Source organism: Glutamicibacter sp. BSL13 (genome assembly GCF_052928425.1).
Genome location: NZ_JAVGCZ010000019.1, coordinates 26,241 through 50,524, shown reverse-complemented (window position 1 = coordinate 50,524; position 24,284 = coordinate 26,241). Strand labels below are relative to the sequence as shown.

At 59.9% G+C, this 24,284-nt stretch carries 6 protein-coding genes and 1 pseudogene; 6 read left to right on the top strand and 1 reads right to left on the bottom strand.

Features of this window, described 5'->3' with window-relative positions:
- Together RCJ92_RS05560 and allB are read left to right on the top strand one after the other, a co-directional pair.
- Nucleotides 1–488 (top strand): glycerate kinase (locus RCJ92_RS05560; protein ID WP_446753978.1); only part of this gene is annotated, 488 nt, incomplete at its 5' end.
- A gap of 54 nt (nt 489–542) precedes the next feature.
- Nucleotides 543–1,922, top strand: a complete 1,380-nt coding sequence (gene allB, locus RCJ92_RS05555; RefSeq protein ID WP_446753977.1) for an allantoinase AllB — start codon at nt 543–545, stop codon at nt 1,920–1,922.
- Nucleotides 1,923–2,223: 301 nt separating this feature from the next.
- Here allB and RCJ92_RS05550 read toward each other — a convergent pair.
- Nucleotides 2,224–2,950 (bottom strand): annotated as a pseudogene (locus RCJ92_RS05550) (transposase); the annotation flags it as partial.
- A 344-nt stretch (nt 2,951–3,294) separates the two neighbouring features.
- Between RCJ92_RS05550 and RCJ92_RS05545 the strand changes: the two are divergent.
- From RCJ92_RS05545 to RCJ92_RS05530, 4 genes are all read left to right on the top strand, one after another.
- The gene (locus RCJ92_RS05545) at nt 3,295–10,053 is read left to right on the top strand and encodes a DUF4011 domain-containing protein (protein WP_446753976.1); all 6,759 of its coding nucleotides are present in this window, start codon (nt 3,295–3,297) and stop codon (nt 10,051–10,053) included.
- 83 nt (nt 10,054–10,136) lie between these two features.
- Nucleotides 10,137–12,902, top strand: a complete 2,766-nt coding sequence (locus RCJ92_RS05540; RefSeq protein WP_446753975.1) for a helicase-related protein — start codon at nt 10,137–10,139, stop codon at nt 12,900–12,902.
- Nucleotides 12,902–17,590 (top strand): DNA methyltransferase, encoded by a 4,689-nt coding sequence (locus RCJ92_RS05535; protein WP_446753974.1) that lies wholly within the window; start codon nt 12,902–12,904, stop codon nt 17,588–17,590. Before RCJ92_RS05540 ends, RCJ92_RS05535 begins: the two co-directional genes overlap by 1 nt.
- Nucleotides 17,587–24,282, top strand: coding sequence for a DEAD/DEAH box helicase (locus RCJ92_RS05530; protein WP_446753973.1), 6,696 nt, complete (start codon nt 17,587–17,589; stop codon nt 24,280–24,282). The genes RCJ92_RS05535 and RCJ92_RS05530 overlap by 4 nt, the downstream gene beginning before the upstream one ends.
- Nucleotides 24,283–24,284: the final 2 nt, after the last annotated feature.

The window sequence follows — 24,284 nt, the reverse complement described above, 5'->3', positions numbered from 1 at the left end:
CGCTGACCCACTTCGCCGACCTGCTCGAGGCCGAACTGGGCACCACGTACCGCCAGCAGCCCGGCGCCGGGGCGGCCGGGGGCATGGGCTACGCGGCCATCGCGCTGCTGGGGGCCGAACGCCGCCGCGGCATCGACGTGGTGCTTGAGCTGACCGGGCTGGACCAGGCCCTGGCCGGCGCGGACGCGGTCATCACCGGCGAAGGCAGCCTGGACAGCCAGTCCCTGGAGGGCAAGACCCCCATCGGGGTGGCCCAGGCCGCCGCCGCGCACCGCATCCCGGTCTACGCCGTGTGCGGGCGCACCACGCTGGACCCCGAACAGCTGGCCAACGCCGGCATCCGCCACACCGTGGCGCTGGTGGACCTGGTGAAGGATCCGGGCGAGGCCATGACCCGCTCGGCCGAACTGGTCACCGAGGCCGGCACCCGGCTGGCCAAGACCATCGCGCAAGAGCATGCCGCGAGCAGCACCGCGGGCCGCCGGTAGGCAACCGGCACCCACACCCAAGGAATCACACATCAGGAATCAGGAGCACGAACTGTGAGCACCGAAACCACCCAGGCCGCCACCGGCACCGAGACGACCACCGAGTTCGACTTGGTGTTGCGCGGCGAACGCATCCTGACCACGGCCGGAATCACCGCCCGCGAAGTGGGCGTGAAGGACGGGAAGGTCGTGGCCATCGAACCGCTGGGCAACAACCTGCGCGGCGAACGGGTCATCGAGGTCGGCGCCGATGAGGTGCTGCTGCCGGGCCTGGTGGACACCCACGTCCACGTCAACGAGCCGGGCCGCACCGAATGGGAAGGCTTCGAATCGGCCACCAAGGCCGCCGCCGCCGGCGGGGTGACCACCATCGTGGATATGCCGCTGAACTCCATCCCGCCCACCGTGAACCTTCAGGCGCTGGAAATCAAGCGCGAGGCCGCCAGCACCAAGGCGTACGTCAACGTCGGGTTCTGGGGCGGGGCCATCCCGGGGAACAAGAAGGACCTGCGCGAACTGCACGACGCCGGGGTGTTCGGCTTCAAGTGCTTCCTGCTGCACTCCGGCGTGGACGAGTTCCCCTCCCTCACCGTTGAGGAGATGGAGGAGGACATGGAGGAGCTGAAGTCCTTCGACTCGCTGATGATCGTGCACGCCGAGGACTCCCACGCCATCGACCGCGCCCCGGACGCCGAGGGCGACCAGTACGAGCGGTTCCTCAAGTCCCGCCCGCGCGGCGCGGAGAACGTGGCCATCGCCCAGGTGATCGAGCGCGCCCGCTGGACCGGGGCCCGCGCCCACGTGCTGCACCTGTCCAGCTCTGACGCGCTGGCCATGATCAAGAGCGCCAAGGCGGACGGCGTGAAGCTGACCGTGGAAACCTGCCCGCACTACCTGACCCTGCTGGCCGAGGAAATCCCCAACGGAGCCACCGCCTACAAGTGCTGCCCGCCGATCCGTGAGGCCTCCAACCGCGAACTGCTGTGGAAGGGCCTGGAGGAGGGGGTCATCGACTGCATCGTCTCGGACCACTCGCCCTCCACCATCGACCTGAAGGATGTGGAAAACGGGGACTTCGGCGTCGCCTGGGGCGGGGTCGCCTCCCTGCAGCTGGGCCTGCCGCTGATCTGGTCCGAGGCCAAGCAGCGCGGCATCGGCCTGGAACAGGTCATTTCGTGGATGTCCACCAAGCCGGCCGAACTGGCCGGGCTGAAGAACAAGGGCGCCATCGCCCTGGGCAACGACGCCGACTTCGCGCTCTTCGCCCCGGATGAGGCGTTCGTGGTGGACGTGAAGAAGCTGCACCACAAGAACCCGATCTGCCCCTACGAGGGCAAGACCCTGGCCGGGGTCATCCGCTCGGCCATGGTGGGCGGGGTGGACGTGGACTTCCAGACCCCGAAGGGCAAGCTGATCCGACGCGGCGAGGCGTAGGAAGCCTGCCGCAGCAGCCAGCGCCTCCCCTCAGGAGATAACTTCGAAGTGAGGGGAGGCGCTTTTGCTTTTCCCGCGGCAGATCGACCGGTGGGTGCTGGGCTTTACGGCGCCGATTCCCGATTATGTCGGAGTGCGAATCCAGATTGGCTTGATCCTCGAACTGCAATTGGTCGAACCAATGCCGCATAGTGCCTTTGCCAGACGGGCCCGCGAATCCGCCAATTAGAACGTTCGATTAAATGCGGTCTGATACTTTTTCGTGGGCGATTCGATTGTCTCAAATTCTGTCAACGCCGCGATAGGTGATATCGCCGACCAGCTTCGCCCAGGACTCCAAGAACGGAAATCGCGATGGCCGAGCTTGTCTACCATATGGTTCTTGATATGAGCCATGCTGGCTTGGGGGTCATCCACGGTGGTGGTGATAGGCGCTCATTCTTTTGGCTTGGATTCCCAGTTCCTTCATGATCGAAAGTACCGTGGATCTAGAGGCGTATTCCTTATGGTTGTTCCGGTCAGCCCCACTAGCAGGCCGGGTCCAGCGACCTGATTCGACGCCTCGTATTCGATCTAGACCATCGCTGCGGCGTACTTGCAGGGCCTGGGTTTCGCTCAGGCCCTGGGGCGGGTGCAGCCACCGATAATATGAGGCCTTTGAAACCCCCCGTTTTTGGCGCATCCAGTTCACGGGATATTGATGACTCTGGACTTGATGCAGTTTAAGACTGCGCCTATTTCTTGCCCTTCGAGGCGAAATAGGCGCTGACATCATTTAAAAAATCGTTCTCCCGTTTCACCTCTGCCAGTTCCTTACGCAGCTTTTCGTATTGCGCCCATTCCACTGGTCCGCGTTCCTAGGTTTCTGCGTTGGGGTGCTTGGCGCGGAAAGCCCGGACCCAGCTGCCCAAGGTTCCTTCGCTGATCTCCAGGAATTCGGCGACTTCGAAGAGGCTTTGCTGAGTTGAGATTACCAGTCCGACCGCTTCTGCAGGGAATTCCGGGAGGAACTTCTGACGTTTGGACATGCACTCTTTCTCCTGCAAACGCGTGTCTCCCAACATCGTGGCGTCCAAAGTTGCCGTACTAGGCGTTGGACGCGGCTACCAGAACGAGCAGGCACCAAGACCAGAATACCTAAATGCACGTCCGGCAGTTGACTGCCAGGGATCGAGCTACTGGGCGATCACGAGAGGCCTCAAACGCCGAAACGTCGAGGTTGTTTTTCAGCAGTGGTAGGTCTTTATAGGTTGACTGAAAAGTTAGAACGGTCAGCCTGAAGATGGAGCCAGTGAGAACGAAGTTGGCAACGTCAGGTTCGAAACGCGAAGCCGTCCGCTGAATGACATATTCTTCATATAGCTTCGTAGTTATGGGGGAAATCATTTTGGATGCAAAGGTAAACGGCCGAGCAGACTTAGGGGCGGCACTTGACGTTTTGGCGAGTGCATTGGAAGTCTTCATTTCCACCAACCTTAGTGGCCGCATTGCCGTAGAAGACTGGACTGAGCTTCTGGAACTTAAGGACAAGTCGGAAGGACGAACACCTCGTAAGGTTTCCCCCCATGACCTCGTTGCCCAGGTCCGAATGCTTACCACTCGCTTTCCTGAGGCAGGGCATTTGTTCGATCTTAACCGGGCTCAGCTTCGTTACTTAGGCGAGATTCGCGAGCTGCGGAACTCCTGGGCGCATGGCGAAGAATTCTCGCAAGAAGATCTGAACCGTGCCTTAGATACCATTGGCCGATTTCTGCGGTCCATCGGCCTAGTTAACGAAGCACAATCTGTCATATCAGGGTGGTCGCACCGTGACGACGCGAAAAGGGCAGTTCCTGAAACACCGGAGGCCGATAATCAATCAACACATAATGTAGTTGAATCCGACATAGCAGAAAACGCCGTTTACACTACCCCCGTGATTTCCGTTATCCCCCACGCTACGATCGAAGTTCACCACCTTAAGACAGTTAACTTCGCGGCCATCCAGAGCGCCAAGTCCACGAGCGGTGGGCGCAGCATCGTCGAACAAATCGCTATAGCATTGCCGGAAGCTGGCAACGACCTTTACACGGTCTCCGTCCAGCTGTTTTCCGCGAGTGGTCCGCTTTCAGAACCCGCGGACAGGGTCCTCGACCTTTCCTCGAACGAAACCGTCATCTTGGATCTGGATGTATCGCCCGACGCAGCCAAGTTCTTGGCACTCGATACCCGTCAGAGCGGTTACCTGCTGGTGCAGCTCAAGCAGAATGCCGGCGTTATTGCCGAGCACCGCTCTGATATTGCGTTGTTGCCTGCAAACCATTGGCAGGGAGCCGTGCCACAGGTTTCGGCTGAGATGCTGGCTGCATTTGTTCAGCCTCAACACCCGGCTATTGAGGGTTTGCTGCGCCGAGCGCAGGATCTACTCAAGGAGCGCACGGGCTCGTCGGCTATCAATTCCTTTCAAGGTGAAGACCAAGAAGACTCAGCTGCCCGAGTTGATCAGATTGCTGAAGCAATCTTCGATGCGATGGCTGGCTCAGGCATCCGATACAGCAATCCACCGGCAAGTTGGGATGTGGAAGATTCCGGCGGGCAACGAGTGCGGAATCCCCAAGAGGTCCTGGAAGGTAAGATCGGCACCTGCCTAGACACCACTGTCGTACTTGCGGCAGCGCTTGAAGCAGCTGGCATAAACTCGATCATGTGGCTTGTCGATGGCCATGCTTTCCTTACCTACTGCCGCTTCGATGGTTCCATGCGAGTTTCCAGTACCGACGAGTTCGAGGCTGTATCTTCGCTTGTCCACGCCGACATGATTCGCGTTATCGAAACCACGGCTGTCGCTACGGAACGACGAACATCTCTCAAGAAATCGTCGCAAAATACCCGTGCGAACCATGTCTCCGACGAGGAAGCTGAGGCCACGTTCAATTTCGCGGTTGACGTCAAGATGTGTCGTCTAGCGGGGATATATCCGTTGCCCGCAAGGACATTGCATGATGATGGCTCGGTCACCGTAGTTGGTTACAACCCTGCGACCACGGATTCATTGGCTGCGTTCTTCCAGCAAAAAAATGAACAATCCATCGCTCCGAAACCTGGACGCAAGGTGTTCCCGCCCAGGGTTGTCCAGTGGAAAAACCAGCTCCTTGACTTGAGCCTCCGCAACAGGCTACTCAATTTCTCCGAGCGCGCGCGATTCCCGCTTGGCATTTCAGAAGACGCTGTTGAAGTCTTTGAAGATCTCGTCAATGCTGGCCATGTACTGGAGTTGCTTCCAGCAGATCATCTTGGCGCGACTGACAAGGACAATTTTGACAGTGGATTCAATCTACCGTCCGAACGACGCAATGACCTGCTTCTCAAGGACCGAAAAGTCTTCACGATGGCCCCCGAGAAGTCCTATGCAACCGCATTGCGAAAAATGGCGTTCGCGGCAAAAACCGAACTGCAGGAATCCGGTTCCAACAACCTTTACCTGGCGATCGGCTCGTTGGTTTGGTCGTTAGGCAACAAACACCAGCGTTCGCCGCTGATTCTGGTTCCCGTTAACCTCGTGGCGGGAGGAAAAGGTGGAAACTACCGTATCGAGCTCGATTCTGCCGGAAGCTCGACACCCAATTTCTGCCTCCTGGAGAAACTCAGAAAAGAGTTTGAGCTCGAGATCCCGGGGTTGGAAGATCCCGACCTTGACGCCTCCGGCCTTGACGTTGAGAAGGCATTCTCCGCGGTGGGCCGTGCCCTTGCAAAGGCAAACTTGCCCTTCCATGTTGAGAAGACCGTTGACCTTGCTAACCTGCAGTTCGCAAAATTCCGTCTATGGAAAGACCTCGACGAAAACTGGGAGGAATTTGCTAAGAGTTCCTTAGTGAAACACCTAATTGAGTCCCCGGCCGATGTTTTCGTGGACACGAACCCCAACGATTCGGACAGTGGATACGCCGACCTCGACGAACTGGCTTCGCGCTGCCCGGTACCCGCAGATGCTTCCCAGCTTGAGGCTGTGGCGATGGCTGCGTCTGGCCGAACCTTCGTATTGGAAGGCCCTCCCGGGACTGGGAAATCACAGACCATTACAAACCTCCTCGCAACCGCGATGACGCAGGGGAAACGGGTCCTGTTCGTCGCTGAGAAACGGGCGGCCTTGGAAGTCGTGCAGCAGCGTCTGGCTTCAGTCGGGCTTAGACCATTTACCTTGGACCTTCATGATAAGGGCGCCAAGATCAATGACGTTCGACGTCAGATCAGGGAATCCCTTGAATATGAGCTAAGGGCTGACGAACAGGGGCGGTCAATCCTCGATGCGGACCTTCAATCGGCGCGCCGTCGCTTGACGAAGTACGCGGACCGACTTCACGAACCGAACAGCACCGGGTTCTCGGCATACAGCGCCCACACTCAGAGTCTGGCCATAGACTCTGAAATCTTGCCTTTCAAAATCCTTCCCGAATTCGCCGCACAAGCCAGCCTCGAAGAAGTTGACTCCGTTAGGCGTGCGCTCTACAGCGTTGCAGACGCAGCGGACATTGCCAGGCCGACTGCGATTCATCCGTGGGGATTCGTCTCCCGGCCCATCAGTGAAGAGGACGTCGATCTTCTTGCGGAGGCGGCGGATAACTTCACCACGGTTTTGGAACGGACCTTCTCAGAAACCTCCGGCAGCGAACTATCAACGATCCTGGAACACAGTTCAACCCCAGTCATGTTCGAGACTATTGCGGATACCCTGGTTGGCGCGGTGTCAGCAGAAATTCTCGCTGAAGTACACGATGTTGCTTGGCAACAGAACTTCAACAGGATCATCCAGAGGTCTGCAGAACTGGACAAAGCCAACAACTTGGTGGGACGGGTCTTCACAGCGGAAGTCTTCTCCTTGGACCTCGAAGACTTGGCGAGCGCTGCTAAGGAAGCTGCCAGCAGTGGATTCCTAGGACTTGGACGAAAAAAGAAGTTACAGGCCGTTGCGAACCAACTGGGCAACGTTTGGACCGGCACTGAAGAAGACATATTAGAGATTCCTGCGCTCCTGCAGGGCGCTCAAGGTCTGTCCGTGGCTATTGGAGCACTGCGCACCGAGTTTTCGGAGCTTGCCGGAATCGAGGTGCCCAATGGTTGGTTGCCATTCGGTGCGTGTGCGTTGGCCTCGATTACCGAACAGGCCGAACGATTGACGGTGCTTGCCGAGTTGAGAAACCGTGTTAATGCCCAGTGTCCACGGGCTATCAGCGAGGTTGTTGATTGTCTGCTTGGTACCGCTGAGGCGGACCAGGTTGCCGATGCCCTGCGCTTGCTCTCCCGAGCATGGTCATCCGTGATCAGCTTGACTCCAGGCGGTTCTGATTCCTTGAAAATTTGGGCAGCGGGAATTCCTCTGGTTGAACGTTGGAAAACGACTGATTTCCCTCGCGGATTCGGCTGGGACGCACGTCGCGAGCTTGCAGCCTGGAACGAGTTCATCGGGGTTCTCGAACCGCTACGTGAAGCTCTCCTCCTTGAAGCGCGGGATGAACTTCTCCGTGGAGAATACCCCGTTGATTACGCACGCCAGGGCTTCGAAAAAGGCTTGGCTGCTGCGGCAATGAAAGAGCGACTGTCCTCCACGGGCTTGGCCGCCTTTGACGCCAGGGCACATGAGTTGCAGATTTCTTCGTTTACGGACAAGTCGGAGCGCATGCGCGAGCACATGCAGTGGCGTCTGCCGCAGCAAATCTTGGAGCACCGACAGGAATCCCAAATCATGCGTGGCGCGCGATTCGGCTTACTCGGGCGCAAACTGGGGCAGAAGGCCGGTGGCCTGGGCGTGCGTGGACTCATGAAGGACTTCGGGGACATCATCACTACGGCCATGCCGTGCACTCTCGTCAGCCCCGATTCGGTGGCACGTTTCTTCCCTGCAGAATCTGGAATGTTTGACCTGGTCGTCTTCGATGAAGCGTCACAGGTTCGGGTTGCCGACGCAGTCGGTGCAATCGGCCGCGGTCGCGCCGTCATTGTGGTGGGTGACAGCAAACAAATGCCGCCAACGTCGGTTGCTTCGTTCGGAGGAATGGACGAGGAAGACGCTCCTGAAGACTTGGTCGTGGACGAGGAATCGATTCTCAGTGAATGCGTGCAGGCCCGTATTCCTCGGCTTTGGCTTTCGTGGCACTACCGGAGCCAGGATGAATCGCTTATCGCTTTCAGCAATCACCTGTACTATGACAACAAACTGGCTTCGTTCCCGGCGCCCCGTTTTGCTCAGGCGTCCGCCGAGGTTGACGGTTACGGTATATCCCTGGTTCGCGTAAACGGGCATTTCCACCGTTCCGGAGAGGCCGGAGTTGAAGCGAAGCTCAAGCGGACAAACCCGATTGAAGCCCGTGCAATCGTTGACGAAATCAAGCGGCGCTTTGAGCGGAGTCCCGAGTGCGCGCCATCCCTTGGCGTGGTGACGTTCAACTTGCAGCAGCGGACCTTGATTGAGTCCATGATCCGCGATGAAGATGATCCTCGTTTGGCCGGGTCCTTGGACGAAATGGATGGACTCTTCGTCAAGAATCTCGAGAATGTTCAGGGCGATGAACGCGATACGATCCTCTTCTCAACGGCTTTCAGCCCAAATGAAAAAGGAATCTTGCCGCTGAACTTTGGGCCGTTGAATAGCCCAGGTGGTGAACGCCGGCTCAATGTAGCTGTGACACGAGCGCGGCGCCAGGTCGTAGTTTTCTCCAGCTTCAGCCCTGAGCAGTTGCGGGCTGAGGAATCTTCTTCGCTAGGACTAAAGCACTTGCGCTCATATCTGGACTTGGCTTCTAAGGGACCGGAAGCCATCCCTTCCAACAACGGCTCACGGGCGAGAATCGACCGTCACCGTGAAGAAATCGCAGAATCGCTTCGAAACCGTGGCTACGTGGTTCGTACGAACGTGGGACTTTCTGACTTCAAGATTGATCTCGCTGTATCGTCAAAAGAAACGCCCGATATTCCGACGTTAGCCATCTTGCTCGACGGAGAAGAATGGTCCGAACGCAAGACAGTAGGGGACCGCGACGGCCTTCCGCGGCAGGTCCTAGAGAACGTTCTCAAATGGCCGAGGACAATGCGTGTTTGGCTTCCTCAGTGGCTTACTGCGAAGGAAGCCGTGTGCAAGCAAATCGATCAGACGTTCGAGGGCGTCCTTCGTGACTTGGTGAATCGTGAACGTCAGATTGAACTGGAACGTGAGTTGGCTGCGAATCATGTCGAAACTACAGTGCCTGACCCGGTTAAGCTACCTGAAAGCGAACTGATTTCGGTAGGGTCGTCCTCCTATGCTGCGCTGGATGGGGTTTCGGGGGCTTCCGCAATCCAGTCCCTCGAAACACGCGAAGAGCCTGATACACAGCCGCAGCTCGAATCTGGGCGTGACGCTTTTGATGACGGTGTAGAGCTGGCTGGAGGCGAGACAGGCGCCTTTTCCTCCGGCTCGAAAGTAGCGTCCGACCATATTGATTACGCGGTCGAAAAAGACCGGGAAGAAGAGAACGACAGTGAGGAAGCATATGAGGATCGCCTCAAATGGGATCCGCTGACGTTCAACCCAGAGGAATATGACTACGAACTGTTCTCGCCCTGGTATCTCGTCTCACAAGTTGGTGAGCTCGCAGACCTTGACCGTTTGAAAGACGCTGATATTACGAAGAAGATCCGTGATGTTGCACGCGAAATTATCGAAGAAGAATGGCCGGTGAAACAAGACCGCCTGGCACGATTCATTAATAATTCCTTCGGTCTCAAGCGGGTAAGCGCTACTCGTGCCAAGGAAGTGTTAAAGCGATTGGAACGGGGCGCATACAAGACAGATTCAGATGGATTCGTCTGGCCTTCAAACATCGACACTACGACTTGGTATGCGTTCAGACGGTTTGATGAAAGCGACGATATCCCTGTCACGGATATTAGCCCGATAGAGATTTCGAACGCGATGGCTTACTGCCTCAGATACGGTGATGGCCTCACAACAGACCAGCTTAAAGAGAAAATGAAAGATTACTTGGGCTTTTCTCGCATGGGCCCGAAGGTCCGAGCGTGGCTTGATCGAGCCATCGATGTCGGGGTGAAGAGCGAGCGGTTGTCTCACGAATCGGGGAAGATTGTACCCGTAGGAAAATGGGCAGAAGGAACGAATTGAGCACCCTAGAACTAAATGTAGCTCCCGGATCGGTTGTCCGTGTTCGAGATGAAGAATGGATGGTTACTGCCACAGAACCATCCGTGGATGGAACCTTGGTCCGTGTTCAGGGTCTGACCGAGCTTGTCCGTGATACAACGGCTACGTTCTATTCGGCGCTGGACAAGATTGATGTAGTGGATCCGCGGAATGCGATGGTCGTAGCGGACGACAGCCCACGTTATCGGAAATCCCGTCTCTTCTTGGAAACGACCCTGCGGAAAACACCGACTCCTCAGTTCGACGAACATCTCACGGTGTCCACCGGGATGCTGGCCAACACGCTTAAATACCAGCAACTAGCGGTCCAGAAGGCCCTTGACCCGCGTAATATACGCCCGAGGATCCTGATCGCTGACGCAGTAGGGCTTGGTAAGACGCTGGAGATCGGAATGATCTTGAGTGAACTGGTGAAACGTGGACGTGGGGATCGAATCCTGATCGTGACTCCACGCCATGTGCTGGAGCAGATGCAGCACGAGATGTGGTGCCGTTTCGCATTGCCGTTCGTTCGTCTTGATTCAGCCGGTATCCAAAAGGTTCGACAGAAGCTTCCCGCGACCCGCAACCCGTTCACGTATTACAAGCGGGCGATCATTTCCATGGATACGCTCAAGAGCGCCCGGTACCGTGCACACTTGAGCAAACTGCGGTGGGACGCGGTTGTCATCGACGAAGCCCATAACGTCACGAACGTGGGCGTGCAGAACAATGAGCTGGCCCGGCTGCTCGCTCCTAATACTGAAGCGCTGATCTTGGCCTCGGCTACCCCGCACAACGGTAAGAATGAATCGTTTGCGGAACTCTTGCGACTACTGGATCCGACGGTGGTCCGCCCGGATGGCTCCTTTGACGTGAAGGATGTCGAGCGGCTGATCATCCGCCGCCACCGGCACAGCCCCGAGGTCGCCCAGGAAGTTGGGTCTGATTGGGCTGAACGTGCCGAACCGGATAACCGGTTGATCCAAGCCTCTGTGGCTGAGGATACAGTCGCGAATGAACTGTCTGAAGTGTGGCTCTACCCGCAAAGCGGCAGTTCACCATACTCGGGGAACACCTCCGCGCTGTTCGGATGGACCTTGGCCAAGGCGTTCCTATCCAGCCCGGCCGCGTTGTTGGAGACCGTCACCGAACGACTGAAGAAGCTGAACAGTGCCCTGCCCTCCGAGGCCCGGGAAGTCGAAGCGCTGACGCGGTTGCGTGCTTTGGCGGAAGCCTCGAACACCGGGAATTCTGCCAAGTACGACGAACTGGTCTCGTATCTGAAGGGGATCGGTGTCGGCAAGTCCTCGCCGATGCGTGCGGTGGTATTTGCGGAGCGCGTGGCCTCGCTCAAATGGCTGAAGGAGAAGCTGCCCAAGGCGTTGGGACTCAAGCCGGAGAACGTGGGCATGCTCCACGGCGGGCTCAGCGATGTGGAGCAACAAGAGATCGTCGACCAGTTCAAGCGCGGCAACTCACCGCTGCGTGTCCTGGTGACCGGGGACGTGGCCTCGGAAGGCGTGAACCTTCACGCGCAGTGCCATCATCTGATCCACTTCGATATCCCGTGGAGCCTGATCCGCATTGAGCAACGCAACGGCCGTATCGACCGCTACGGGCAGAAGCACAATCCGCAGATCACCACGCTGCTGCTGGACCCGAACGATGAGCGCTTCTCCGGCGACTTGAAAGTCATCAGCCGGTTGATGGAACGCGAAAACGAAGCCCACACGGTGCTGCAGGATGTCGCCTCGTTGATGGGTAAGCATTCGGTCTCGCAGGAAGAAGACGCCATCCGCGAGGTCCTGTCGGGGAAGAAGGCCTTCGAAGAGGTCGTGCATGCTCCGGAAGACGCCGACGGGCTGGATGCGTGGTTCGCGGAATTCGACGTTGCCACCGAAACCGAAGGTTCCGTGGCACCCGAGGTGCCTGTGGCGACCGCGTTGGGGCTCTACCGGTCAGATCTGGACTTCCTGGATGAGGCGTTGACCCAGGCGTTTGTGGAACCGCAGAAGAAAGTCGGCTGGCAGGTGCATGCGGCGCACGGCATTGCCGAACTGGCACCTCCTGCGGATTTGCAGCACCGGTTGGGACACCTGCCGCAGGACTACTTAAGCGAACGCAAGATTGACAAGACCCTGAAGATCGCGACCACCCTGGAGGCGGGGCAGCGGGAGCTGGATCGGGCCCGTGAATCGCAGGACAACATGTGGCCGGAGGCGCACTACCTGGGCCCGCTGCATCCGGTGCTTGACTGGGCCAGCGACCGGGCCTTGGCCGAGCTGTCGCGCAGCGAGGTGCTGGCGGTGCGCGGTGATGTGGATGCTGCGCAGGTGCTGCTGATGGGCACGTTGATGAACCGGCGTGGTCAGGTGGTGTCGAAGATGTTCTATGCCGTGCAGTTCCCCCACCCGGAGAACCCGAAGTTCCAAACCGTGCACCCCCTGCCTGACCTGGGCGATTATTTGGCGGAGATCGGGTTGAGCAGCAGTGCAGCGAACCCTGGCCCGGTCGCCGGAATCGAGCATCTGCAAACTCTGATCCCGTTGGCGGTGGATAGCGCGGGTTCTGCCATGGAGATGACGTTCAGCGCCTCCGCAGCCCAAGCAACCTCCAGGCTCGAGGAATGGACGCAGCGGGCTGCGCAGTGGCGGCAGCAGGCTGAAACCTTGGCTGAAACGACGAATGTGAAGAAGCAGCGCCAACGCGTGGAAGGTGAGCAGCGGATCGCCGAATCCCTGGCTCCGGCGCAACGCCTGATCCGGCCTTTGCTGGTTGTGGTGCCGCGTGACACTCCTCGTGCTGATTCTTTGGAAGGAACGAACTAATGCCGTCATTTGACTCAATGATCGTCGGTGAAGACTGGATCAGTGAACACTACTTCACCACTGACTCCACTAAGGAATCCTTCCACGGCGAGGTGCTCAAATTGCGCAAGGCCTGGGACGAAGACGCCAAGGCTGGGCATCCCACGGCATTGACCCGGTTTACCCAGGCACGCGGCGAGTTGCAGGTCCGCCTGGCCGAACTGATGGAAGCCCCGGCAGGTGCGGCGCATGCGTATGCGCTGCTGCGCAGCGCTCTGGGGTTCAACGGCCCAACCACGCAGTTTGTGTCGCGGCGCAGCGGCACCGAGACCGCCCTTGATCAGGTCTGGGCCAGCCCCACCGGCGAGGTGGTGTTCATCGAGGCGGACCCGGCGGATTCGCTGGAGGATTTCCTCGCGCAAAGCAGGCCGTTGGGTCTGGTGAGCGTGGACGGCAAGCCCGATGCGCGCCCTGTGGCCAAGCATGTCTCGGAAATCTACCTGGGCGATCAGGCCCCGAATTTTGTGGTCGTGATGGCCGGCAAGTGGTTGATCCTCACCGAACCGGAACGCTGGGCCGAAGGCCGCTACCTGGCCGTGGACGTGCTGCTGGTCGCGGACCGCAACGACACCAAGCGCGGCCAGGAAGTGGACCGGTTCCTGGCCATCTTCGGTCGGGAATCGCTTTTGCCCTCGCCCGAAGGGGACATCTGGTGGACCGGGATCCTGGAAAGCTCGGTCAAGCACACAGTCGGGGTGTCCCAGGACCTGCGCGAAGGGATCCGCCGGTCGATTGAAATCATCGCCAACGACGTGCTCACCCGCCGCACCGCCCAAGGCCTGCCCCTGGACGAGGTAGATGGGCAGGAACTGGCGAAGCAATCGCTGCGTTTCCTCTACCGGATCTTGTTCCTGCTGTATGCCGAGGCGTCCCCGGAACTCGGGGTCCTGCCTGTCGGCGTCGGTGAATACAACGAAGGCTACGGTCTGGATCGGCTGCGCGAACTGACCCTGGTGGAGATCCATGAGGACAGGTCACGGCGGGGCACCCATATCTATCAGTCCCTGAACGGGCTATTCAAGCTCGTAGATAAAGGACACACTCCGAAGGCCCATGGGAATAAGAGCGCTGAAAACGAGGGGCTGCGGTTTGACGCTTTGAAGGCGGACCTTTTCGCCGAAACCGCGACGTCCTTCATCAACGAGGTGAAGCTGTCGAACAGCGCTTTGCAGCGGGTGCTGCAGCATCTGCTGTTGAGTAAGGAATCCAAGGGCAAGGACCGCGGGTTCATCTCGTACGCGGAGCTGGGCATCAACCAGCTCGGCGCCGTGTATGAGGGTTTGATGTCCTACACCGGATTCATCGCCGAAACGGACCTGCACGAGGTCGCGAAGAACGGGGACGCGACCAAGGGCTCGTGGGTGGTGCCCACCGACCGGTCGGCCTCGATTGACTCGAAGCATTTCATCAAGATCCGCAACGAGCGCACCGGCGAACCGGAAACCGTGGTGCACCCCAGAGGCTCCTTCGTGTTCCGCCTGGCTGGGCGTGAACGCCAGCAGTCTGCTTCCTACTACACGCCGGAAGTGCTGACGAAGTTCGTTGTCTCACAGGCGCTGGAAGAACTCCTGGACCAAGACGGGGAAATGACCGCTGCCGATGACATCCTGGCGTTGACGGTGTGCGAGCCGGCGCTGGGTTCTGGCGCGTTCGCGATCGAGGCGGTCCGCCAGCTGGCTGCCGAATATCTGAAGCGCAAGCAGGTGGAGCTTGACCGGAAGATCCCGGCGGACCAGTACCCACAGGAGTTGCAGAAGGTCAAGGCCCATATCGCGTTGCACCAGGTGCACGGGGTGGACTTGAACTCCACCGCGGTGGAACTGGCCGAAGTGTCTCTGTGGCTGGACACCATGACCAGCGACCTGCAGGCCCCGTGGTTCGGCATGCGGTTGAAGCAGGGAAACTCGCTGGTCGGCGCCCGGCGGGCGACGTATTCGGTGCAGGCAGTGAAGGCGAAGGCGTACCTGTCGGAGGAGCCGCAGGCGAACCCGCTGACCGGGCTGGTGGCTGCGCTGGACGCTGAGACGACCGATCCGGCGGTGGATGGGCGAATCCACCACTTCCTGCTGCCCGGGGAAGGGTGGGGTGCTGCGGCGGATGCGAAGGAAGTCAAGGACATTGCTGGCCCGGAGCAAAAAGAGCTGAAGGTGTGGGTGAAGAGCACCCGCTCGACGTTGAAGAAGACGCAGATTGACCGGCTGCTGGCCTTGTCTGAACGGGTCGAGGTGCTGTGGAAGGTGGCCTTGCGGCGGTTGCAGGTTGCCGAGCAGCAGGCTGCCCGATTTGTTGATTACTGGCCGCATGAGCGCCGGCAGCACGCTGCTTCGGTTAGCCGAGCCGAAATCGAGGTCGCGCTGGCTGACCCTAAGGGTGCGTACCAGCGGTTGAAGCGTGTGATGAACGCGTGGAATGCGTTGTGGTTCTGGCCATTGACGGAAACGTCTGTCACCCCACCGAGCATTGATGAGTGGATTGACGGGCTAGAAGGGATTCTTGGCCGACCTTATTCAACGGTATCCAAGATTGCGCCCAAGAAGTTTGGTCACACTGAAGGACAGACCAGCGCACTGTCGTCGGCAAGCTGGGGCGACCTGCAAACCTTCGAAGCGTTCGACTACCCGCTGGCCGGCATGCGCGACGCCCGGGAACTCTCCGCGGAGCATCCATGGTTGGCAGTTTGCGACCGGATAGCTGGAGACGAAATGCCTGCAACGGAGATCGATGCCAAGCGAGGCCAACAGCGGGCGTTCTTCCATTGGGAACTTGAATTCGCTTCCGTGTTCGGCCGCGGTGGTTTCGATCTGCAGGTCGGTAACCCGCCCTGGGTGCGCCCACGCTCAGACGAAGCAGCCCTGTTAGCCGAACATGACGCATGGTGGCAACTGGCAGAGAAGCCTACCCAGGCCTTGGTGCGCCAAAAACGTGAACAAACGCTGGCGTTGCCGCGGGCCCGAGACGCTTTTGTCGACGGTGCGGTGCCGACATCGATACTCGCGACATTCCTTGGAGCCGCGTCGCAATACGCAGTCCTGTCTGGTCTTCAACCGGATCTTTATCGATCGTTCATGGCGCGCACCTGGAGGAGTTCCTCTGCCCGGGGCACGATCGCGCTCATTCATCCGGAGTCGCACTTCACCGAAAAGAAGGCACACCACCTGCGCGCCGAAACCTACCGCCGACTGCGCCGTCACTGGCAGTTCATCAATTCTCTAATGCTCTTTGAAATCAGTGATAAGCATACTTATGGCGTTCATGTATATGGCAGGGCCAAGGAATCACCACGATTCCAGATGGCGGCCTCGCTGTATCACCCGGAAACGGTCACCCGGTCCTTGGGCCATCAGGGTGGTACCGAGGTTCCCGGTTTGAAGACTGCCGATGGCAAGTGGGATACACGGCCTCACCAAGAGCGCATTGTGAATGTTGACGCTGACGTGCTGAAGGTCTGGGCCGACATCCTCGACGAACCCGGCACCCCTGAGTTGCATGCGCGGATGGTGTATCCGGTGAACCGGGCGAGCATGAACGTGCTGGAAAAGCTGAGCAAAGCCCCACGCGTACGCGAACTCGGACTGCAATACTCGTCCGGATGGCATGAAACAGCTGACCGGAAGAAGGGGTATTTCGAGATCGGGTCCAAGGTCAATGACTCGTGGGACGACGTCATCCTTCAGGGCCCCCATTTCACCGTGGCAAACCCCTTCGCTAAACAGCCAAATCCAACTATGAAGCACAATCAAGACACCACCGTCATCGATTTGGAAACGCTAGCGAGTTCATTTATTCCGCGCACGAGCTACCAGCCTGCTGTGGAGAAAGATCTTTATGATGCCGGTGACACAATCTGGGAAGTGGAAGGAAAGCGGGTCCGATCGCGCACTCTGTACCGTTTGGCGGTCAGGAATATGCTTCCTCTCCGGAACGAAAGGACGCTCTTCGCTGCCATTGTTCCTCCGGGTTCAACGCATATAAACGCTGTCAACACGCTATATCCGACTAAGCTCCCAGCCCAAGAGCAGCCATTGTCTTCCAAGAATTATGATTTGGTACTTCTAGCCGGGTATTTTTCTTCATTGGTCTTAGACTTCTGGATCAGAATGGCAGCACCTTCGACCCTAAGTGCTGAAGTGAGAACGTCATTGCCGTTCAGTCCAAACACAAATGCAAAAGTGGACCAAGCGATAGTGGATCGCGTAATGCGGTTAGAGGCCCTCACCTCAGCATACGATGAACTGTGCGTTGATGTACTGAACAAGAATTGGAACATCGATTTCCCTTCGCGTAAAGCACAAGAACGACTTCAGCTGCAATTGGAGATCGACGTCCTTATAGCTATCAGTCTCAGACTCGACATTGATGAACTGTGCCAGATTTACAGGACGCAATTTTCAGTACTTCGCGGCTATGACCTGGAAGTCTTGTATGACCGTAATGGGCGCAAGGTCCCGGGCGAGATGAACAAGCTCTACCGCCAGCGCGGTGAAGACCTATCCGTTGAGGAACGCACGTGGCTTCATCCACAAAGCAATATGGAGTATGTTTTCGAGTTCCCGTTCCAGGGTTTTGATCGTGAAGAAGACATGCGTGCCGCGTACGCGCACTTCGAGAAAATGCTGGCTCAGGCGCCGGCCGTGGAGTTGATTAAGTGAGCGAACTGCTCCCCACCGTACGCGCCCGGGACTTCCAGCGGGGCTTGTCGGATTATTTGGCGACGACGTTCGCGCTGACGGACGGCACTGCGCAGGCCGCGATGAAGGATTTCCTCGGCCACCCAGAGGACGGGGTGTTCAAAGGCCCTTACGTGCGGTTGCGGCTGCCGTTCGAACCGGCGCAGCCGGGCTGGCGCGGCTCCCTGGACTGGTATGAAGGCTTTGACCCATACGGGCACCAGGCCCGCGCGTTTGCCCGATTGACCAGCAAGGCTGCTGGGGGTGGGATGCGCCGTCCGCAACCGACTCTGGTGACCACGGGTACGGGTTCGGGTAAGACTGAGGCGTTCTTGTACCCGATCCTGGACCATGTGCTGCGGGCGAAGAAGAACGGCGTCGCCGGGACCAAGGCCCTGATCCTGTACCCGATGAATGCGTTGGCCAACGACCAGTCCAACCGCCTGGCCAAAATGCTCACCTCGTATCCGGCCTTATCCGGGGTCACCGCGGGCATCTACACAGGGCAGGAGGAAACAGCCCGCACTCGGGTAGCGGCGGAGGGGCTGATCAACGATCGGGACGTGTTCCGTGCCGCCCCGCCGGATATCTTGCTGACCAACTACAAGATGCTGGACATGTTGCTGTTGCGTCCGCAGGACGCACCGATCTGGAAGAAGTCGGCCACCAGCCTGCAGTACGTGGTGCTGGACGAATTCCACACCTATGACGGGGCGCAGGGCACGGATGTGGCCATGCTGCTGCGCCGCCTGGGTCTGACGCTGAAGAGCCATTGGCCCGAGGAGCTTGACGGCCACCCGGTGCTGGGTGAGGAGGATCGGGACCGGCCGTTGGGTCTGGTGACGCCGGTGGCGACCTCGGCCACGCTGGGCAGCAAGGGCGACCCGGACGCGATGCTGCAGTTCGCCGCCACCGTGTTCGGCGAGGAATTCGATGCCTCCGCGGTGATCACCGAAACCCGTCTGTCCGCCGAGACATGGTGCGGCACCGGGGCAGAGGCGAATCATTACACCCTGGAAGATATAGCGGCACTATTGCCCGATTTCGGACCGCGAATCCGCGAGGCCTATGACGCCTCGCCGGTCGACGCCGAAGACGACAACCAGCAGGCCCTGGCACCGGAACTGGTGCAGGTCGTCGCGGACATGCTGTTCCGCGAAACCCCCGCGGATCTCGCTCTGGCGTTGCGGCGCCACCCGTTGACGGCCGTGATCCTGGAACACACCGGCGAAGCGATCTCAGTGGAGGTCCTGGCCGCGCGGATATTCGGCCGGCAGCTCCGGCTGGGCGATGCCACGCTGACGGATGCCACGGACTACCTGACTGCGGTGCTGGCGCTGTTCAGCCACGTGCGGGCCAATGGCGGACGCTCAGAGCTGACTGTGGAGACGCACCTGTGGATCCGGGAAATGTCCCGGGTGGACGCAGCCGTGGACCCAACCCCGCGGTTCCGCTGGTCCGACGACGGAGTGGACCAGTCCGAGGACACATTCTTCCCCGCCCTGTATTGCCGGCATTGCGGCCGAAACGGGTGGGCAGTCCTTCTGGCACCGACGGGCACGGATCTGGAGTTGGACGATTCGAAGATCCGGACCGCACGCCTGGCGAAGAACGGCCGGTTCCGTGCGCTGATTTCTGCTGCCAATGAGGCAGACATGCTCGAATACGACAAGGACGGAGCCTCTGAAGTACAGGGCCTGCACTGGCTTCACACTGTGAACCGGACCCTGTCCAAACAGACCCCGTCCGAGGATGACCCGGATCTGAGCCGTGGGCTAATCATGCCGGTGCTGATGCTCGACGGTCCGGAAGCTGATGACCAGTCGACCAACGACACCTGCCCATCCTGCCTGGCAAAGGAAGGCATCGCGTTCATTGGTAGCGCGGTCGCCACGATGCTGTCGGTGACGATCTCCAACCTGTTCGGGGCCGAAAGCCTGGATACGGGGGAGAAGAAGGCGCTGGTATTTACCGATAGCGTCCAGGATGCGGCGCATCGGGCCGGGTTCGTGCAGTCCCGCTCCCATACGATGCTGTTGCGTACGGCGCTGCGCCGTGCCTTGGATACGGGCCCGGCGACGCTAGCGGAACTGGTGGACACGGTCATTTCCACAGCCGGCACCCCGGAGGAGCGGTTCCAGCTGATCGCCCCGGAATTCGTGGACCGCGACCTGTTCAAGCCGTTCTGGGACCCGCAGGCTGATCCGCAAGCGCAGCTGCGGGCGCGACGGGCGGTGAAGAAGCGGCTGCTATTCGACGCGGCACTGGAATTTGGCCTGCAGTCCCGCACCGGCCGCACCTTGGAGCTGACCGGCAGCGTGGTGGTGGAAACCGATGCGGGCAGCACGGCGAGGACAACTTCGCTGGCGCGCCGCGCGTTCGAGCAGGCCCAGCAGCAGATGACGTTGGAGACTATCGCGCCGTCGGATCGGCAGTTGGCGCAGTGGGTGCGTGGCACGCTGGAACGTGTGCGCACCCGCGGCGGTATCCAGCATCCGTGGTTGGACAAGTACATCCAAACCGATGGCAAGCGCTACCAGATCTGGGGCGGACGCGCGAAGCATGAGGGCATGCCGGCGTTCCCGACCGGCCGGTCCGCCCCGGCCTTCCCGCGTCTGGGGAAGGCTGAGGCCGGGCCCGAGAACCTGGACCCGGTGGCTTCGGCGGGCAGCTGGTACGCCCGCTGGACCGAGCGGACGCTGCAGGTGTCCCGGGCGGAGAGCGGCTACCTGGCCAAGGCGCTGATCCAGGCGCTGGTGAATGATGGGGTGCTGGGCAGTTCCACCACCGGTTCCGGGGCGAACGTGTATTGGCTTGATCCGGAGAAGATCGTGCTTAGCACCCCACAGGTACAGGACGTGGTGTCGGGGCAGCATGTCCTGGCATGCGATACGTGCAAGGCGATCACCCCGGGCAGCAGCATGGTGGTTGACCAGTTGGAGTCCGGGCCGTGCCTGCTGGTGCGCTGCTCCGGCACGCTGAAGCGCCATCGCGGCGAGGACCGCAACTACTACCGTGATCTGTACGCGTCAAAGCAGACTAAGCGCGTAGTGGCCCGCGAGCACACGTCGTTGCTGGATGTGGAGAAGCGTTTGCAGTATGAACGCGAGTTCCGCGACGGGGCGAAGAATCCGGACGCGCCCAACGTGCTGGTGGCGACCCCGACCTTGGAGATGGGTATCGACATCGGGGACCTGTCCTGCGTCATGCTTGCCTCCTTGCCGACTTCGGTGTCCTCGTATTTGCAGCGGGTGGGTCGTGCGGGCCGTTTGACCGGCAACTCGCTGGTGTTGGCGTTTGTGCGTGGCCGTGGTGAGCATTTGCCGAAGCTGCATGATCCGTTGTCGGTGATCAACGGGGAGGTACGGCCTCCGGCGACATTCTTGGATGCGGAGGAGATCTTGCAGCGCCAGTATGTGGCGCACCTGGTGGACCGGTTCGCCCGAGACACGTCCCGCCCGCATCCGAAGGATGCGGTGCAGGCGTTGGGCAAGGTAGAACCGGAGACGTTCATCGGGGATCTGATCCAGGACGCTACCGAGAATTCAGCCGAGTATTTGGAGGGATTCTGCGCCCAGTTCGCCGGGCACCTGTCCGCCGAGAGCTGCGAACGGCTCACCGAATGGGCCAGCGAGGGCCCGGAGGGGGAGCCGAGTGGGTTGGCCCGGCATGTGGTGCGGGCCGCGCAGCTGTGGAACGCGGATGTGGCCGAGCTGTCCGGGCGGCGGCAACAGGTCGAACAAGCCCTGCCGGAGCTGGAGGAAGCGATTGCCCGGACCCAGCAGCTGGGCGATGACGATCGGGACGACCAGCAGGCGTTGCGAACCGCGAAGGCGACGCTGGGGATGTTGCGGGGACAACTGAAGGAACTGCGTGGCGGCTATTGGATTTCGGTGCTGGAAGCCTACGGGATCTTGCCGAATTACACCTTGCTGGATGATTCGGTGACGTTGGACGTGGGGTTGTCGTGGAAGGACGCGGACACCAACGAATTTCAGACCGATGCGCTGAGCTATGAGCGGGGCGCGTCGGTGGCGTTGGCTGAATTGGCGCCGGGAGCCACGTTCTATGCCCAGGGCATGGAAGTGCTTATTGACGCAGTGGATCTAGGCCCGCAGAACAGCCAGGTCCAGCAGTGGCAGCTGTGCCCGCATTGCGGGTGGGCGAAAACCGATCTGGCCACCGGCAGCGCGGTGTCGACCTGCGTACGGTGCGGCAGTGCCGGGATCGCGGACATGAGCCAGGTGCTGGACGTGGTGGTGATGAAGAAGGTCTCTGCCGAGGTGCGCCGGGACGAGGCGTCTATTGGCGACCGCCGGGAGAACCGGGTGCGTGAGCGCTTCAGCATTGTCGCGGCCGCGGATATCGATCCGCAGCATGTGCAGCGATCTTGGTTCTTGGAAGGCTATGACTTCGGCGCCCAGTACCTGAACCGGGTGGAAATCCGCTGGATCAATGTCGGCAAGCAGGCCGCATTCGGCACCACCCGCACGATTGCGGGCGATGAGATCAAGACCCCGTTGTTCCGGGTTTGCGCGCATTGTGGCCAGTTGGACCAGTCCGCGAAGGAGAACAGCCCCACAGAGCACCGGTTCTGGTGCAAATACCGCAAGGCGGAGGAAGAGAACGTCAAGGAAGTCGCGCTAGCCCGCACCCTGAGCACCCAGGGCGTGGTGCTGCATCTGCCGTTGGATGCGACGTTGGGCGATGACTTCTCGGTGCCCAGCTTGCAGGCCGCAATCCTGTTGGGATTGCAGAAGGTCTTGGGTGGGGCACCGGATCATTTGGCGGTGATCCGCATCAGCGATCAGACCATTGACCAGGGCCGGTTGGCGCTGCTGCTGCATGATAAGGTGCCCGGCGGGACAGGCTACTTGGCGCGTTTTGGTGACCCGCAGCGGGTCTGGGAGTTGCTGGAAGCAGCCGGGAGGACGGTGTCTCAATGTTCTTGCCAACATGAAGAACGTCTGGCCTGCCATAATTGTCTGCTTCCCTTTGCTGATCCGTGGACGGTTGATCATACGGCGCGGGCGACCGCCGAACGGTTGCTGGGCAAGATTCTGCGCGCCGGCCGCAGCGACGAGTCCGAGGCCGTGCCGTCTTTCGCAACGAATTGGACGGTGACCCAAGAAGTACCGCGGGCCACAGCCACGGTAGAGTCGTTGCTGGAGCAGCGGTTCCGGCAGGCCTTCGTGACCCGGTTGAAGGATTCAGGGGCGCATTACAAGATTGTTCCGGGCACCGAGGCGGACACCATTAACTTCCGTATCCCGGGTCAGTCTTACACCTGGCAGCTGCTTCCCCAGGTCGATCTGCAGGGCACGCGCCCGGATTTCCTACTCATCGCACCTGACCCAGATATCCCGGATCTGGCCATCTACACGGACGGGTACCAGTTCCACGCGTCGCCAGAGCATAACCGGTTGGCCGATGATGCGGCCAAGCGGGAGTCCTTGCGGGAGCAGGGGATCATCCCGTGGGCAGTAACCTGGCAGGACGTGGAGGCATTCAGCAACCCGGACAGCAGTGGTGAGACACCGATATGGGTTGATGCGCAACTGAATCTCAAATTGCAGGCAAGCTTCTCCCCGTCAGCGTCGCTGATGGCGCTGATTTCCCGGGATGCAATGACCCAGTTATGGCATTGGATCCATGAACCGAATGCGCAGGAGTGGGGCAAGTTCTCGGACTTGGTACCGTTCATGTTACGCACGACAGGGGCGGGGAAGACGGATCCGGACGCGGTGTCTCAGCTGGCTCAGGCTTTGGCCCGCCGTGAGCAGCCTGATCTGCCAGTTGGGGAAGCGATGTATTGGACGCGCAGTTTGGGGTTCTTGGCGTTTGCGTGTGCGGCTCCGGGCAAGTCTCCGGCCACGTTCGCCGTGGGGTTGAGCCTTGATGACCGGGATCTGGCTGTGGCCGATGCTGGATTCGGGGAGTCGTGGCGTGAATGGCTACGGCTGTCGAATCTGATGGCGTTCAAGACGGTGGGTCTTTCCATCACGACAGTGTGCCAGGACATCGTCGGCGGTTCTTCGCTCGAACAGCAGACTGTGCGCAAGGGCCACGTGGCGCTTCCTGTGGGATGGGAAAGTTTGCTGGCCGAAGCATTGGAAGACGAGCGTGTGCTGCTGGTGGAACTGGCTCAGGCCGGGATCGGTACCCCACCGGAGTTGGGTCTGGAATCAGCATCGGGTTATGTCCTGTCCCTGGGGTGGTCCGAGCACCGCATTGGGGTGTTGCTGGAGGCGGATTCCGAGGCGCAGATCGCCTGGGAGGCCGAGGGGTGGCAGATCCTGGGCCCGGATGCCGCAGCGATCACGGCGGCGTTGAACAAGGCCTCACCGGTTGGCGGGCATGAGGGCATGCCGGCGGGAACCTCAAATCTTGATGCCGCGCGGTTGACGCCCGCATGGGCGTCGTTGTTGCAGGACGCGCTGGATGACGAGCGTGCCCTGATCACTGAGCTAGCCGCTGCGGGCGTGCAATCACTGCCTGAGGTCGGTGCAGAGATCGGCGACGGGTATCCGATGATGCTGGTGTGGGAACAGCAGCGTATCGCGGTGCTCTATGACGGTGATGACGCTCCGCAGGATCTGGCAGCGGACGGTTGGACCTTCGTTGGGCCGCAGGCACGACTGATTGTTGAGTCTTTGAACAGAAAGGGGCTGTAGGC

Excerpts from the sequence above, each read along its gene's own strand:
- RCJ92_RS05535 (WP_446753974.1), top strand. The coding sequence starts at position 12,902 with ATGCCGTCATTTGACTCAATGATCGTCGGTGAAGACTGGATCAGTGAA.
- RCJ92_RS05545 (WP_446753976.1), top strand. The coding sequence starts at position 3,295 with ATGGGGGAAATCATTTTGGATGCAAAGGTAAACGGCCGAGCAGACTTA.